13 protein-coding genes are annotated in these 15,743 nt (G+C 39.9%); 7 read left to right on the plus strand and 6 right to left on the minus strand.

All coding sequences use genetic code 11. The annotated features are described in order from the left end of the window. Window positions 1-66: 66 nt before the first annotated feature. The gene (locus ESZ39_RS00665) at window positions 67-1,806 is read right to left on the minus strand and encodes a sodium:solute symporter family protein (RefSeq protein WP_146877863.1); all 1,740 of its coding nucleotides are present in this window, start codon (window positions 1,804-1,806) and stop codon (window positions 67-69) included. Continuing rightward, window positions 1,806-2,057 (minus strand): DUF4212 domain-containing protein, encoded by a 252-nt coding sequence (locus ESZ39_RS00670; RefSeq protein WP_146877864.1) that lies wholly within the window; start codon window positions 2,055-2,057, stop codon window positions 1,806-1,808. The genes ESZ39_RS00665 and ESZ39_RS00670 overlap by 1 nt, the downstream gene beginning before the upstream one ends. 289 nt (window positions 2,058-2,346) lie before the next feature. Between ESZ39_RS00670 and ESZ39_RS00675 the strand changes: the two genes are divergently transcribed. The 3 genes from ESZ39_RS00675 (at window position 2,347) to ESZ39_RS00685 (ending at window position 5,324) form a co-directional block, all read left to right on the plus strand. Then, a complete protein-coding gene (locus ESZ39_RS00675) occupies window positions 2,347-4,188 on the plus strand; it encodes a putative nucleotidyltransferase substrate binding domain-containing protein (RefSeq protein ID WP_146877865.1) in 1,842 nt (613 codons plus the stop codon). Between the two features lie 15 nt (window positions 4,189-4,203). Next, window positions 4,204-4,902, plus strand: a complete 699-nt coding sequence (locus ESZ39_RS00680; RefSeq protein ID WP_146877866.1) for an exonuclease domain-containing protein — start codon at window positions 4,204-4,206, stop codon at window positions 4,900-4,902. Window positions 4,903-5,087: 185 nt separating this feature from the next. After that, window positions 5,088-5,324, plus strand: coding sequence for an RNA recognition motif domain-containing protein (locus tag ESZ39_RS00685; RefSeq protein WP_146877867.1), 237 nt, complete (start codon window positions 5,088-5,090; stop codon window positions 5,322-5,324). Window positions 5,325-5,394: 70 nt separating this feature from the next. On the opposite strand, the gene greB is transcribed toward ESZ39_RS00685, so the two are convergent. The 3 genes from greB to ESZ39_RS00700 form a co-directional block, all read right to left on the minus strand. Continuing rightward, window positions 5,395-5,868 carry a transcription elongation factor GreB gene (gene greB / locus ESZ39_RS00690; RefSeq protein WP_146877868.1) on the minus strand — a complete coding sequence of 158 codons (474 nt, stop codon included), beginning with the start codon at window positions 5,866-5,868 and terminating at the stop codon, window positions 5,395-5,397. A gap of 335 nt (window positions 5,869-6,203) precedes the next feature. Then, window positions 6,204-6,833, minus strand: a complete 630-nt coding sequence (locus ESZ39_RS00695; RefSeq protein WP_146877869.1) for an OmpA family protein — start codon at window positions 6,831-6,833, stop codon at window positions 6,204-6,206. Between the two features lie 358 nt (window positions 6,834-7,191). After that, window positions 7,192-10,080 carry a M16 family metallopeptidase gene (locus ESZ39_RS00700; protein ID WP_146877870.1) on the minus strand — a complete coding sequence of 963 codons (2,889 nt, stop codon included), beginning with the start codon at window positions 10,078-10,080 and terminating at the stop codon, window positions 7,192-7,194. A 163-nt stretch (window positions 10,081-10,243) separates the two neighbouring features. Here ESZ39_RS00700 and ESZ39_RS00705 point away from each other — a divergent pair, with 163 nt between their 5' ends. Next, on the plus strand, window positions 10,244-11,074 hold the full coding sequence (locus tag ESZ39_RS00705) for an SDR family NAD(P)-dependent oxidoreductase (RefSeq protein ID WP_223270184.1): 831 nt from the start codon (window positions 10,244-10,246) through the stop codon (window positions 11,072-11,074). A gap of 68 nt (window positions 11,075-11,142) precedes the next feature. Here ESZ39_RS00705 and ESZ39_RS00710 read toward each other — a convergent pair whose 3' ends face one another. Then, window positions 11,143-12,093: a peptidylprolyl isomerase gene (locus ESZ39_RS00710; protein ID WP_223270185.1), complete on the minus strand. Its 951-nt coding sequence runs from the start codon at window positions 12,091-12,093 to the stop codon at window positions 11,143-11,145. 360 nt (window positions 12,094-12,453) lie between these two features. Here ESZ39_RS00710 and ESZ39_RS00715 point away from each other — a divergent pair, with 360 nt between their 5' ends. The 3 genes from ESZ39_RS00715 to ESZ39_RS00725 all read left to right on the plus strand — a co-directional run bounded on the left by ESZ39_RS00715 (window position 12,454) and on the right by ESZ39_RS00725 (window position 15,545). Then, on the plus strand, window positions 12,454-13,164 hold the full coding sequence (locus tag ESZ39_RS00715; protein WP_146877871.1) for a DUF445 domain-containing protein: 711 nt from the start codon (window positions 12,454-12,456) through the stop codon (window positions 13,162-13,164). Window positions 13,165-13,633: 469 nt separating this feature from the next. After that, entirely contained in the window at window positions 13,634-14,821 is a 1,188-nt protein-coding gene (locus tag ESZ39_RS00720; RefSeq protein ID WP_146877872.1) for an amino acid aminotransferase, read from the plus strand. A gap of 319 nt (window positions 14,822-15,140) precedes the next feature. After that, window positions 15,141-15,545, plus strand: a complete 405-nt coding sequence (locus ESZ39_RS00725) for a VOC family protein (protein WP_146877873.1) — start codon at window positions 15,141-15,143, stop codon at window positions 15,543-15,545. Window positions 15,546-15,743: the final 198 nt, after the last annotated feature.

Here is a 15,743-nt window from a genome sequence, read left to right on the forward strand (position 1 = left end):
AAAGCCCTATTTATAGAAATTAAATAGGGCTTTAAGTCGTCAATCCATAAGTAGTTGCAAAACTATTTAGTGATCATGTGCTACCGATACGCCACCATGTGGTGTACGGAAGTTTTCAACCATTTGTTGAATATGAGCTGGGGCTGGACCTGTTACTTTTAACATAGCGAACGCTACTGCAAAGTTAACAAAAGCACCAACTGAGCCAAAGGCATTTGGTGAAATTCCAAAGAACCAATTAGGACCCATGTCACCAAGGAATGAAGTACCAGGAATAAACATAATGCCTTTATGCTGGAATACATACAGCATAGTTACACCGATACCTGCAATCATACCTGTAACCGCTGCAGTACCACTCATTTTCTTAGCAAATATACCCATCATTAACGCTGGGAATATTGATGACGCAGCTAAACCAAAGGCTAACGCAACCGTTCCTGCGGCAAAACCAGGCGGATTTAAACCCAGCCAGCCTGCAACCATAACCGATATTGTCATGACAACACGACCTGCCAGTAACTCGTTTTTCTCTGACAAATCAGGCGTTAATATCCCCTTCATTAAGTCGTGGGAAATAGAGGAGGATATCGCTAATAATAAACCGGCTGCGGTAGACAATGCTGCGGCTAAGCCACCTGCTGCTACTAGCGCAATGACCCAGTTTGGTAAGTTAGCGATTGCTGGGTTAGCCAATACCATAATGTCACGGTCAACTTTAACCATTTCATTGGTTGCTTTATCAGCAGTGTATTGGATTTTACCATCGCCATTTTTTTCTTCATATTGTAATAGACCCGTTTTTTCCCAATCTTTGAACCACTGAGGACGTTCAGCATAAACAAGGTTTTGACCCGCTGCTGGTTCAATAGTGTTCATTAAGTTTAAACGTGCCATCGCGCCAACTGCAGGAGCAACTGTGTATAACAAAGCGATGAAAACTAATGCGTAACCCGCTGACTGTCGTGCCGCTTTTACTGAAGGCACAGTGAAGAAGCGCATAATAACGTGAGGTAAACCCGCAGTACCAATCATCAGTGACAAGGTATATGCGAACATGTTTACTGAACCACCCATGTTGTCAGTGGTGTACTCTTTAAAGCCCAACTCTGTTACAACAAGGTCTAACTTATCAAGTAAATAGACACCGCTACCGTCAGCTAGCGTAGAACCTAAACCTAATTGCGGAATAGGGTTACCCGTTAACTGCAGTGAAATAAACACAGCGGGGATGGTGTAAGCAAAAATCAATACCACGTACTGAGCTATTTGCGTGTAAGTAATACCTTTCATACCACCAAGTACAGCATAAACCCAAACAACGAACATACCGATGTATAAGCCTAAATCGTAATCAACTTCTAGGAAGCGAGAGAAAGCAACACCCACACCTTTCATTTGGCCAATGATATAAGTTAATGACGCAATAATTAAACAAACAACCGCAACAACACGTGCAGTTTTCGAATAATAACGATCAAAAATAAACTCAGGTACAGTAAATTTACCGTGTTTGCGCATATAAGGTGCGAGTAACATAGCGAGTAATACATAACCACCGGTCCAACCCATTAGGAATACAGAACCGCCATAACCCAAAAATGAGATCATACCAGCCATTGAAATGAATGACGCAGCACTCATCCAATCGGCACCGATAGCCATACCATTTTGCATTGGCGTAACGCCACCACCAGCGACATAGAACTCACTCGTTGAACCTGCACGCGCCCACCAAGCAATACCAAAGTAAACGGCGAAAGAACCGAACACAGCAATGTATGTATAGAGTTTTAACTCATCCATTATGATTCCTCCACGTTATATTTTTTATCAAGGTCGTTCATTTTTTTGGTATACCAAAAAACTAAAGCGACAAATGTGTAAATCGAACCTTGTTGTGCAAACCAGAAACCTAACTTGTACCCACCTAGACGTATTTCATTTAATGGCTCAACAAGAAGCAAACCAAAACCAAATGAAACCACGAACCAAATAGCAAGACTTATAAATATTAGGCGCAGATTCTCTGACCAATATGTTGCATTACCTTCCATCATTCTCTCCTAGCAATTATTCCTATTAAACCTGTTTAGCTTAATAGGCACAGCGTTTTATGATTTTTATACGCTTTATACCCGTTGTTTAAAGTAAGGTTGACTATTAATTCGACCCGCTAGCACAAGCGAACGTGGATAAATGAATACTTAACCTACTCTAGGCTACACACTACCAAGCTTTTTTCGACTCTCATATTAAACTTTAGTCTAGAACACAGGTGAAACAGTTGACTTAAGCGCTACAATTCCTCTAAATACACTAAGGATACTTATTGGAGATATTGCCATGGACTCAGCCTTAATCGAAATCAGTGAATTTATACAAGCGATTCCTCCGATGGATTTATTGCCGAGTAATATCATTGAACAAGTCGTTAAAGAGATCAGTATTTGCTATGTGCGTCGTGGCCAGTCGCTACCACCCGAGGGTATTGTAGAAAAAAATCTCTATATATTGCGCAAAGGGGCATTAAGCTATACTACTGAAAATAAAGAGTTATTGGGTAAGTATAGTGAAGGTGATATTTGTACGGCTTTTTGCCTAAATAATAATGATAAGGCCAAAGTCACCTCTGATGAAGATACCTTGCTCTACAGTATTAACTATAATAATTTCCACCAGCTGGTCAATGAATATCCCGATGTGCTGGCATTTTTTCAGCAAACGTCTGAGCAACGCCTTAACAAGAAAATGCTGCAAGTTAATGAAGATGCTATTTTAAATTCTTCATTACTCAATAGTTCAATCGCTCATTTTTGTCATGACCCTGTTGTTACCGTAAGTCCTGACACCAGTATTCAACAAGCGGCTATTTTGATGACCGAACAAGGTTTTTCATGTTTAGTTATCATACAAAATAACCAACTACTTGGCATAGTAACCGACAAAGACATTCGCCGTCGCTGTGTGGCGCAAGGCTTAGGTATTGACCAACCTGTTAGCGCCATTATGACCGACGACATGACGACAATCGATATTAAAAGTACCGCCTATGATGCGTTAATGATGATGACACAAAAACATATACATCACTTACCTGTCACCGCCAATAGCGAACTCAAAGGCATGGTCACAGTGACGGATTTAATGAATAACGAAGGGCAAAATGCTGTCAACATTACCAGTGTTATTCATAAAGCAAAATCTGTCGACGAACTCACCGAAATCAGTAGCATGATACCTAAACTGCAAATTCGTATGGCAAAATTAGGTACTACCGCTGATCATGTCGGCAAAAGCATTAGTGCCATTACCATGGCTTTCACCATCCGATTAATTGAAATGGCAGAAAAATTATTAGGGCCACCACCCGTGCCTTACGCATGGCTAGCTGCAGGCTCACAAGGTAGACAAGAGCAATTTGCCCATTCAGATCAAGACAACGCCCTGATCATCTCAAACGACATGCAACCACAGCACGGTTACTGGTTTAAAGATCTGGCCACTTTTGTTTCTGATGGCTTAGCGGCTTGTGGTTTTATTTATTGTCCGGGTAATGTCATGGCGACAAACCCACAGTGGTGCCAAACACAGAAAAAATGGTCACAATATTTTGCTCAGTGGATTAACACACCAGAGCCAAAGGCATTAATTCATTGCAGTACTTTTTTTGACTTAATCACCGTTTATGGCGAGAGCAGTTTACTCGAGCAGGTACGGGTAAAAATGTTAAAAAAAACCCGAAGTAGCACACTATTCATTGCGCACTTATCGCGTAATGCTTTAAATTTAAGACCGCCACTGGGTTTTTTCCGTGATTTTGTTTTAATTCAAGATGGTGAGAATAAAGCCACACTGGATTTAAAACACAACGGTATCGCCCCAATAGTTGATCTGGCCCGCATTTATGCATTATCTGAAGGAATTTCTTCGGTAAATACCATAGAGCGCTTAAAACAGGCCGCCGGAACACCTTCATTAACCAAAGCATCGGCAGCAAACCTTATTGATGCCTATGAATTTTTAAGCATGCTGCGCATGATGCACCAAGCCAACAAATTACAACAAGGACAGCAACCCAATAACTATTTGTCACCAAAAGAAATATCTAAACTCGAGCGTGAACACTTAAAAGATGCTTTTAAAGTGATTAAAACCATGCAAGACAGCCGTCAATCAACCTATTAGCGATAGCCATTTATCATGTTAAACCATCATCCATTAACTCGCTGGCTAGTCGGCTTAGAAGCACAACGTAAACGTATGCTAAAAAAAGCACCTGCAGGGCCATTGCGCGACTTTCTCAGTGTACCTTTTCCACCACTTTACACTCCGTTGAATCATATCCCCATTTTAGCGGTAGACTTTGAAACCACGGGTTTAGATGCCGTACAAGATAAATTGCTCAGTGTGGGTTGCGTAGAGTTAAGCAATAATCAAATAAAGCTTGGCAGCAGTTATCATCAAATTATTAACACTAAAGGCAGCTTAAAAGCCAATAATGTTACCATTCACCAAATTACTGATGACCAAAAAGACCAAGGAAAACCCTTAGCGGAGGTTGTAGAACAGTTACTTAAGCGCCTTGCAGGTAGAGTCATGTTAGTGCACTTTGCCCGTATTGAGCGACAATTTTTGCGACAGGCTTGTCTTGAACTCTATGGTATGGCGCCACCATTTCCCATTATAGATACCTTAGTGGTTGCTAAAAGAAGACTCGATAAAAGAGATGTCGCTTACGATCCCTCTGAGTTAAGGCTTTTAGCCTTACGGGCAAAGTACGATCTACCTGAGCACTATGCCCACAACGCGCTAAATGACGCTATTGCAACCGCTGAATTACTCTTAGCGCAGGTAAGCGAACGGGGTGAAAACATACCATTGCAGCAATTGATTTTGTAAGCTAAGCATTAAATTAACATCTAGATAAATAGCCGTCATTATCAAAATATTTAAAATGCTGCACAATAACCTTGTAGCAATGCATCGATTATACCTAAGTTATTTTGCCCAAATACAGAAAATAGCTTGGTCTATTGCCAAACTATGAGATAATTATGGTCGCAATCACATACCTATGGTCAATTATGAAACTTTTAGTTCGCAACCTTTCTCGTACGACAACCGAACAGGAACTCCGTATTCTCTTTTCTGCTCATGGCACTGTCACTGAATGTAACTTAGTTTTAGACCAAGAAACGGCAAAATCAAAAGGTTTCGCTTTTGTGGTAATGCCAGATGAAAAAGAAGCAAAATTAGCTTTATCTAATCTACATGAAACTAAGATCGCAAAAAACAAAATTCGTGTAAAAATAGCGCAGTAATATTAGCCAAAAAATAGAAAAACAAAGCCAGCGTTAAGCTGGCTTTTTTGTTTAAAACTCATCAATAGCATTATTGCTCATACTCAATAGCACTAACGTACCAAATCTTGTCACCTGTCGGTGTTTTCACTACTACTTCGTCATCAACTACTTTTTTTAAACAGGCGCGTGAAATAGGTGAGTCGATTGAGGAAAAATCGTTGCGACCATAGATCTCTTCTGGGCCAACAATACGAAATTTTAGCGTTTCATTATCGTCATTGTCTAAACTCACCCAAGCGCCAAAAAATACTTTGCCTTCTTGCTGCGCGCCGTAATCAACAATTTTTAGCTCTTCAAGTATTTTACGTAAGTAACGCACACGGCGGTCTATTTCACGCAGACGCTTTTTATTGTATTGATAGTCAGCATTCTCACTACGGTCACCTAAACTTGCCGCCCATGATACTTTACGGGTAGTTTCTGGGCGATCTTCTCGCCACAGTTTATTTAACTCTTGTTGTAATAAAACATAACCCGCTCGGGTAATTAATTTTGTTTTCATAAGTTGTACTATCGTTTCAATAACTGGCGATAAAGGGCGGTGTTAACGTAAAAATGCAAAAAACCAAACACTCATTTAACCATCATAGTATAGCGAAACACCTTGCTAGGCTAGTGATACCAATCAGCCTAACTTATGAATCCATTGGGATAATTATCGTTTGATAAAAACCTATTGTTTGAACAGCAAGCTATGGTTGATGAAACCAAAAGAAACTAACCTATTGAGTTTGCGATACGCTAAACTGAAAAATACCGCGACATTACGCGGTATTTTATCTTACTTTTGGCCTAATAATTTGGGCTATGTTTGCTTTGGGCTATGTTTGCTTTGGGCTATGTTTGCTTTGGAATGATTTGAATTTCAACTCGGCGATTAAGTGCCCGGCCATTGGCGTTCATGTTATCAGCCACCGATCGAGATTCACCATAACCTATGGTCTTTAAACGACTAGCGATAATATCTTGATTGGTTAAATATTGCTTAACGCTGCCGGCACGTTGCTCAGATAAGTCTTGATTAAACTGTGCTGCACCTTGGCTATCAGTATGGCCTTCAATACTTAACAAGGTTTTCTCGTATTTATTTAACACCCGTGCGATAGCGTCCAAGGTATTGTAAAATCCAGTAGTAATATAAGCTTGGCCAGTTGCAAAAGTGATATTGGCTGGCATAATTAAACGTAAATTATCGCCTTCGCGTACCACTTCGATACCTGAGCCTGATAATTCATCACGAAACTCTTGTTCTTGTTTATCCATATAATCGCCAATAGCCACCCCAGCAAGTGCACCAATGGCAGCACCCCAAACAGCACGTTTATTCTTATGGTTACTGGTCGACTTACCGATAATCGCGCCAGTAATCGCGCCAATAGCGGCACCTTTTTCTTTATTAGTGCTTGCACAACCACTGAACGCTAAGGAAAGAACCACTAAACTGATGATGGATTTTTTTAACTGCATAAATAAGACCTTAAAGAAAATAATACTAATTGAACTAACTTGTTTTCATCATACCAAGGAAAAATGAATGGCAGATGAACGAGAATAAGTCATTGTATCAATTAAGCATGAATAAATAACATTATAAAAGCCAATACTACCACTTGTCTTGCATATACCCGCTCCTGTGTACCCTGCACCCGCGGTATACCATACATATACACGCTCCTTTGCACCCATGTATCCATGTATCCATGAAATACCGTACATCCTGTACATAAAAACACCACGGCCAGCGTGGTGTTTCATTAAAATAATTAACTGATGAAGTTAACTAATAAAATGAAGGTCTACTGTTAATTTTATTAGGTAAATAAAACTATTTAAATACCGCATCAACCGCGATTACTTCAACATTTTTGCTTGGTAAACTTAGCTTATAGCTTTCGATAATTTTATCGTTTGCTAATAACTCAACCGGTTTTTCAGCATTATATTTCAATGGTGAAACTTGCTCTGACAACAAGCGTTTTTTCATGTCTTCGCCGTCACCTGAAATAAAGACGTAATGAATATCATCAGTTTGTAAGTTCTCTTTAATCACTCGATTAATATCAGCTAAAGATAGTTTTGCAAATTGTTCCCGCACATACTTAACAAATTCATCCGTTTGATAAAACTCACTATCTAAGGCATAACCCAATTGTTGATCTTGGCTGGCTACCAGTTGTGGCGCATAGTTGGTTAAATAATTACGCGTTGCTTGAAAGTCTTTTTCGCTCATACCTTGTTCAATCAAGTTGTCCAATTCATATAAAGCGGCGCGTGTAGCGAAATGGGCATCATTATTTGAACGTAATGGCCGTAACCATACTTGGAAGATTTGACTTGAACGGCCTAAGTTTGCATCGGGCTTAGTTTGGTACATGCCCCGTGGGAAATATTCAATATATGAATAATCACCGTAGTTCATACCACGTGCTTGGCGTATTTGTTGATACAAATAGCTGTTTGAACTTCTGTGTTCACCAAAGTATGAACGCACTAACCATAGCGCGGCCCAATCTTTATCGTGACGGATAGTGTCGATTGGAAAACCGAATGAAACCGCGGTTGATTGCGCATTTTTTTCAACGATAGTCGCATGATGCCCTTTTAACACCGGCGCTTTTGCAATACTTAAACGTTTTTCATCACCCACAGGTAAGGTTGAAAAATCACTCAACAATTGTGCTTTTAAATCACTTGGCAGTGCGCCAGTAATACCAACATGCAATTTAGCCTGCGTAAGTTGTGCGCGATAAAAAGCCTTTACATCATCAAGGGTAATAGCTTCTAAATCAGATAAGTCGCCGCTATTATAATACTCGTAAACATGACCTTGATAGAGTTCGCTATAAAGCACTTCTTTACCTAGTTCTTCATCATTAGATGATTTAAGTCCTGATTTAATACCGTCAATTAACTCTTTTTTCAGACGTTTAAAGTCATCTGCGCGCCAGCCTGGATTAAGTAATTGATCACTGATTAATTGATACCAAAGTTCAGCATTGTCTTTATGCACACGACCGGTAAACGAGAGCATTTCTTTATCTAGCTGAGACGAAAACTGTCCAGCTAATGGATATAAACCTTGTTGTATTACTTTATAACTGCGCGTTTGCGACCCCCCTTGGGTCAACATCCTTGCCATTAACGCTGCAACGCCTTTTTTACCCGCGGGATCAGCTGCTGCACCGGTATAAAACAAAAAGTTAACATCAATCAGGGGTGAGTCATTAGTGTTATCTAATAGCGCAAATTGTGCTTTACTCGGTGGGGTCTTTTGCGCTTCACGTTTTGCCACTGCGGCATTTAAAGCAACTTCTTGCTCAAAACCGGTCACCTGCTCTAGCGCCGATAACGTAACAGTTGTCCGGTTATCATCAATAAAATATTTATTCGCTATACGCTTAATATCATCAGCCGAGATATTATCGAAGCTGTTATAAAGATGGTTAATGGTTTCTGGGTCGCGATCAAAGTGCATATAGCTCGCTAGTGTAGAGGCAATTGACTCTGAAGAATCCAAGCTGTTAACGAAACTATATTTTAAGTTCGATTTTAAATTATCAAGTTTTTCTGTTGAAACTAATTCAGTGCGCGCTTGCGCGTAAGTTTGATTGATTGCATCACGCACAATCGCTAAATCTTTTTCTTCGTTCACTTTAATAAATACGTGGCGTAAACCGGCATCTTTTGTCGCTGGATTGTAATTAAACATTTGGCTTGCCAACTGTTTATCAACCACGAGATCCTGATATAACGCTGAGTTATTAGAAAAGTATAATTCTGAGATTAAATCTAATGCCGCACGATCTTTGTCCTTCGGTTGCCAATCAGTACCTTTATACGACACCAATAACCAATGGCCTGGTAAACCCTCAAACTTTTCATGGACATATTTAGCCGTCTGTTGTTTTGGCTCTGGCGTAATGTCATTAACAAAATCACCCCTTTGCCAATTACCCCAGTGTTTTTCTACCATTGCCATGGTGGCTGCTGGCTCGACATCGCCAACAATAACTAACGAGACATATTCCGGCTTATAAAATTGTTTAAAGAATTTTTTGCCATAAGCCGCTTGCTCGGGCATAGCCTCTACGTCTTCAAAAAAACCCATGGTGGTATGTTTATAAGTATGAGTGTCAAAGGCCTCTTTACGCACAGCCGCCAGTAATTTACGCACAGGGCTAGCATTATTTTTTAAATATTCACCTTTAACTGTTAATGCTTCGGTTTTAAATTGTGCTTCGGTATAAGTTAGATTTTTAAAATGATCGGCTTGAATCTCTAATACTTTATCTAAATGATCTTTAGAGAAATCTAAATGATAGTTGGTGTAATCGTTAGTGGTGTAAGCACCACTATCAACACCGGCATTTTTAAATAAATCAGCATAAACCGCTTGTGGAAATTGCTCTGAGCCTTTAAACATCATATGTTCAAAAAAATGTGCAAAGCCGGTTTTACCCACTTCGTCTTCATCACGAGAGCCAACTGAGACCGGAATTTGCACAGAGACCAGATCAGGGTAATCGGTTTTTACAATCAGCACGCGTAAACCATTGTCTAATTCTTTAAAAACATAATTTTGACTGAATACTTTGTTGGTATTGGTGGTAATGGCGGCACTTTGTGGTGTGGAATTCTGGTTAGTTTGGGTGGCGACACAAGCCGAAAGCGTGCAGCTGGCAACAATCGCCACTGCTAAATATTTTATTTTCATTATCAATCCCTTTGTTGTTATGCTGATATCTTATGAAATTGATGATGTTTTTTCACTATTTTTAGTATTAATTTAGACAATAGTCTGTAACAAAATACATACATCACCAACACCACCAAACCCATACAGCCGCAATGCAGCAGCCATAAAAAGAGAACGGAGCATGATGAATAATAATTTTACAGGTAAAACAGTCATCATTACTGGCGCATCTGCCGGTGTCGGTGCTGCAACGGCAAGAACTTTTTCCCACTTAGGGGCAAATTTAGTATTAGTCGCTCGCGGACAAACCGCATTAGATAAAATTACTGCAGAGCTAGCAACGATAACATCGGTCATCAATATTGCCATGGATATTAACGACCCCAGCGCTAATGAAAACCTGCTGCTCAAAGCAGCGCAGGTTTTTGGTTCAGTTGATGTTTTGATCAACAATGCTGGTTTTCATCAACGTGGTGGCGTAGAGCGTAACCACGCAAATGATCTGGCAAAAATGGTTGATATTAACTTACGTGCGCCGATCCAATTGTCGTGCTTAATGTTGCCATATTTACGCCAAGCTGGTGGCGGTGCCATAGTCAATGTTGGCTCGCTAGCCGGTAGAACGCCGTTGCAGGGCGCAGCGACTTACGCGGCGACAAAAGCAGGCTTGCGAGCATTTACTTACTCGTTAGCCGATGAACTAAAAGGTACCGGGATATATGTTGGCGTAGTCTCACCTGGGCCAATAGATACCGGCTTTATTATGTCAGAAATAGATCAGGTAGAAGACATAGTATTCTCACAAGCGATGAGCACTGCTCAACAAGTTGCCAATGCTATTGTTAGCATTGCTCGCGGTGAAGCAACAGAAATATCATTACCCAAAGCCAGTGGCTGGCTAACAACCGTGTCTTATCTATTTCCAAAACTTAGAAGGGCATTGCGGCCAGCACTCTATCGCAAAGGCCGTAAAGCAAAAGAGCTATATAAACAACGCAATGCTAAACCGTAATACTAAGCCGTAATACTAAGCCGTAATGGCGATTAAAATAATTCAGCCTAGTCAGTTTTACGACTTATTTACCGAGTGAGGTTATCTGTTTCCTCATGAGCAAGTAAGCGCGTTAATACTGGGGTTTGGCAGACATCAAGTACCGGCGGTGGCTTCTTAAAAAAGAAAGCATTATCACGTTTAATACGCTCGGTTAACTTGGTGGCAAATAATTTACTTTCGGTATTTTTCACCGCTAAATGAATTTGCTTGGCTGCTGGTACATCCGCCATCATTTTCATCGACACAATAGGCGTATAATCAGCACTTGCCACTTCAGTCTCACCCTCGATAGTGGCGGTGCGTGTTATCGCCTGCACATGATTCATGCCATAAATTACGCGACCAAATATGCTCATAATACGATCTAAATACCTTGGCGCTTGGCCATTGGTAATATAAAAGTGGCTAGAGCCTGAATTGGCATCGTTACCACGTGCCATGGCAATAATGCCAGGACAATGAGTCAGCCATGCCCTATTTTCACTCGGGTTATGAGCCAGTGCAAAACCGTCTTTAAAGCCCGTTTGTTCAGCAAATAAATCCTGTTTTTGCACTAAAGTAAACGACCAGTTTTTATCTGTTGGCCACTCACCTTCAAGCGCTAACAAAGGCACTGAGCTATCAGCGCTGTTGTCTTCTTCGGGGCCAGCCTGTGCAACAAAACCATCAATAACTCGATAAAACTTGTTGCTGTCGTAATGCCCTGACTTAGTTAAACGCATAAACTGTTCAACATGCTTTGGCGAGAATTGCGGCGCTAATTCAATCACCACTTGGCCGTGGGGCAGAGTTAGCAATACCATATTTTCAAGAGCGACTGTACGCCATTCATCTTGATTTTTAATGGCGTTTTCGGCAGCAACTTTTGCCATTATTTGCTCTTGGACACTTTGCTCGGCATTAACCGTGCCGCTTAACGACAAAGCTAAGCTACCAAAAAACATCATTTGGCTTAAAAATATTTTACGAAGTTTCATGAAATCCCTGTATTATTTTTATATGACCACATCAACAATTGTTTAATATTTCACCGTAAATAGCAAATCAGCAGAAATACCCTTTGCTGATATTTTTACCAATAATGGTATTTAACGAATGAATTATTGGCGCAACCGCAGGCAATTGATACCATAAGCAAAATTAAATAATACCAAGTTGATTAATTACCTGCTCATTTTTAAGGGTTAAAATGAATAACTACAGCGTTATAAAATTTATAAGGTGAATAACTACTGACTAAACTTTATGCCTTGTATTTATCCATTTTTCCTCATGAAAAAGTAAATCACTTAATTAATCAAATTGGTATAACTGACCTTAACATTGACGGAGTTTTTGTGAATAAGAGTTTTATCACCAACTTTTTAGCCCTAATCGCTATTATTATTGGCTACATGGTCAGCAACAATATTATTTTCACCATAGGTTTATTTGCCTTGTCTGGCGCAATAACCAACTGGCTTGCTATTCATATGTTGTTTGAACGCGTGCCTTTTTTGTATGGTTCAGGGGTTATTCCCGCACGCTTTGAAGACTTTAAAATTGCCATTCGCGCTTTAATGATGGAGCAATTTTTTACTGAAGAAAATATTGACCGTTTTTTAGCCGGTGACGATAACCCTGCCGCAGCAATTAACCTTGCACCGGTTATTAATAAAGTCGACTTATCACCTGCCTTTGATAATTTAGTTATCGTCATTGAACAGTCTTCTTTTGGTGGCATGTTAGCAATGCTAGGCGGCACTGAAGCACTACAACCGATGCGTGAGCCCTTTATTGAAAAAATGCGTGCATCGGTTATTGAAATAAGCCAAAGTGAAGAATTCAATGCCATTTTGCGTGCAGAATTAGAGCAACCAAGCATTATGGCCGGCATGCGCGACAAGGTAAGCGATATTATTGAAAAACGCCTCAACGAATTAACGCCGCAATTAGTTAAAGAAATTGTGCAAAAAATGATCCAAGAGCACTTAGGTTGGTTAGTGGTTTGGGGGGGTATTTTTGGTGGTGTTATCGGTTTTATTGCGGCAATTACCACTAAATTTTAAAACACTTATTTTTTATAAGGCGTCAGTAACCACTTAAAAGTGATAGCTAACGCCTTGCTCCAAAACCTATGTTTATTATCTAGCTTTACGGCAACAGTAAGTTAACAAATCGGCGTAAAAATGAATTTTCTCAATCAGCGATTAAATATATTGGCTATAAATTCCAACATGTGGGATTTTCGAAGACCAAAAATTTAAATCTAACCACATAAATAAAAAAGCTAAACCTTGCAGTAAAACATAATTGATTCAATCCTCTAGGTATATTTTTTTACATATACGCCAACTGTAGCCATCAGCTATCAACCCATTTTTTTAGCTTATCTACTGCAGATTTTTTTAATCTTTATGCTTTGATTTTAACCTGATAGCCGTTATGCTAGCCCTTTAATAACAGGGATTAATGCCGCAACTCCAAACTCGGAGTTCAATCGCTCAACTCCCTCTCTTCGTAAAAGGTACACCCAAAATGTTTGGTCGTTTATCAGCGTTGCCTGCCGATCCTATTTTAGGCTTGTTGGCTAAATATCGTCAAGATTCAAATCCTAAAAAAATCGACTTAGGTGTTGGTGTTTACAAAAATGAAGCCGGTCATACTGCTATTTTAAAATGTGTAAAAGCTGCTGAAAAACATCGACTTGATACCGAAGATACCAAGGTTTATATTGGCCCAACAGGTTCATCACTTTTTAACGAAGAAATGGCTAAATTAATTTTTGGTCACCATAAAGTATTATTAGAAAATCGTACCCGCACCGTTTCTACTCCCGGTGGCACAGGAGCATTACGTGTCGCTGCTGAATTTATCAATTCATGTAAAGCGGGCGCAACGATTTGGGTAAGTAACCCAACATGGGCCAATCATACTGGGGTATTTCAAGCCGCAGGGTTAAATGTTAAAACTTACCCGTATTATGACTATGAAAACAAAACCCTTAATTTTGATGGCATGCTAGCAGCCTTAAAAGAAGTTAAAGCCGATGATACCGTATTACTACATGCTTGTTGTCATAACCCAAGTGGTATGGACTTAAGCAACGAGCAATGGCAACAAATTGTTGAAGTAACAAAAGACATTGGCTTTTTACCACTTATTGATATGGCTTACCAAGGTTTTGGTGAAGGCTTAGACGAAGACGCTTACGGCTTACGATTAATGGCTGATAGCGTTAAAGAAATGATCGTTTGTAGTTCATGTTCAAAAAACTTTGGCTTATATCGTGAACGTATTGGCGCTTGTTCAATTATTGCTGAAAGCTCGCACAGTGTTGATATCGCTAATTCAGTATTGCTCAGTGTTGTGCGCTGTATTTATTCAATGCCGCCAGCACATGGTGCGGCCTTAGTAGAAACCATTTTGCATTCAGACGAATTACGCGCCCAATGGCACAGTGAACTGCAAGAAATGCGTAACCGCATTAACGGTAATCGCCAACTACTCGTTGATAAGCTTATTGAAAATGGCGTAACACGCGACTTTAGCTTTATTCCTCGCCAAAAAGGTATGTTCTCTTTCTTAGGCATAACCCCTGAGCAAGTTCAACAGTTACAAGACGAGTACAGTATTTATATGGTGGGTTCAAGCCGCATGAGTATTGCCGGCATTGCTAATCGCAACGTCGACTACTTAGCGCAATCAATCGCAAAAGTACTCTAGGTTATTGTTAAAGCACTCTAGGCATTAACGTAATGCCTAGAGTGCTTTGCGCTTTTACTCGCAACCACCACCAACATAACTCCCAAAGACCACTGCATTTTTAAAAGTTCCTTAGCAAGTATTTTTCAGATTTAGCTCATCCCCTCGGCAGATAATGGCACTAAACTAAACATAATTTCGGCATCAGTCTCTTTAAAAAAGAAAAACAAGAAAGGTAACGGGTATAGTATGCTAAACCAGAAAGAAATCATTACGTCATCGAAAACCATACAGGCGTCTATGGCCATTAGTGCCACAAGTTTTATCAAAGGATATATTTATGATTAAACCCAAAGCAATAGATCATATCGTATTACGCACAGTAAAATATCAGGCGCTTATTAACTTCTACTGCGAAGTTATAGGCTGTGTGGTAGAGCGCACATTACCAGATAATATCGGGTTAACTCAGCTCCGTGCTGGCTCTGCTTTGATCGATATAGTGGATGTAAATGCCGCCTTAGGTAAGGCTGGTGGTCCTGCGCCACAAGCTACCGGCAACAACCTTGAGCACTTCTGCCTGCAAATAGAAAAATTCGATGAAAACGAATTAAAATCCTACCTTACAAGTAAAGGTGTCGAGGTTGGTGAATTTGAAGAAAGATATGGCGCACAAGGGATGGGCCGTTCACTCTATTTAAAAGATATTGCCGGTAATAACATTGAACTGTGTGCCGCCATATAAATAAAGAGTAAACGGCGAGCAACTGCTGCATTGGCCGTTGCTTATTCAGCTGCCACACAAAAGTTGTGTCGTAATTAAAGTAAAATTTAACCAGATTAAATCTTGGCAGAATTAAGACACGGCGTTTTATATACCCAGTTGATTAATTACCTGTTCATTTTTAATGGTTAAAATAAAAAAGATACGGTGTTATAACAT

Source organism: Colwellia sp. C1TZA3, assembly GCF_007954265.1.
Taxonomy (GTDB): Bacteria; Pseudomonadota; Gammaproteobacteria; order Enterobacterales; family Alteromonadaceae; genus Cognaticolwellia.

Excerpts from the sequence above, each read along its gene's own strand:
- ESZ39_RS00705 (WP_223270184.1), top strand. The coding sequence starts at position 10,244 with ATGATGAATAATAATTTTACAGGTAAAACAGTCATCATTACTGGCGCA.
- greB (WP_146877868.1), bottom strand. The coding sequence starts at position 5,868 with ATGAAAACAAAATTAATTACCCGAGCGGGTTATGTTTTATTACAACAA.
- ESZ39_RS00665 (WP_146877863.1), bottom strand. The coding sequence starts at position 1,806 with ATGGATGAGTTAAAACTCTATACATACATTGCTGTGTTCGGTTCTTTC.
- ESZ39_RS00710 (WP_223270185.1), bottom strand. The coding sequence starts at position 12,093 with ATGAAACTTCGTAAAATATTTTTAAGCCAAATGATGTTTTTTGGTAGC.
- ESZ39_RS00685 (WP_146877867.1), top strand. The coding sequence starts at position 5,088 with ATGAAACTTTTAGTTCGCAACCTTTCTCGTACGACAACCGAACAGGAA.
- ESZ39_RS00720 (WP_146877872.1), top strand. The coding sequence starts at position 13,634 with ATGTTTGGTCGTTTATCAGCGTTGCCTGCCGATCCTATTTTAGGCTTG.
- ESZ39_RS00680 (WP_146877866.1), top strand. The coding sequence starts at position 4,204 with ATGTTAAACCATCATCCATTAACTCGCTGGCTAGTCGGCTTAGAAGCA.
- ESZ39_RS00695 (WP_146877869.1), bottom strand. The coding sequence starts at position 6,833 with ATGCAGTTAAAAAAATCCATCATCAGTTTAGTGGTTCTTTCCTTAGCG.
- ESZ39_RS00725 (WP_146877873.1), top strand. The coding sequence starts at position 15,141 with ATGATTAAACCCAAAGCAATAGATCATATCGTATTACGCACAGTAAAA.
- ESZ39_RS00670 (WP_146877864.1), bottom strand. The coding sequence starts at position 2,057 with ATGGAAGGTAATGCAACATATTGGTCAGAGAATCTGCGCCTAATATTT.
- ESZ39_RS00675 (WP_146877865.1), top strand. The coding sequence starts at position 2,347 with ATGGACTCAGCCTTAATCGAAATCAGTGAATTTATACAAGCGATTCCT.
- ESZ39_RS00700 (WP_146877870.1), bottom strand. The coding sequence starts at position 10,080 with ATGAAAATAAAATATTTAGCAGTGGCGATTGTTGCCAGCTGCACGCTT.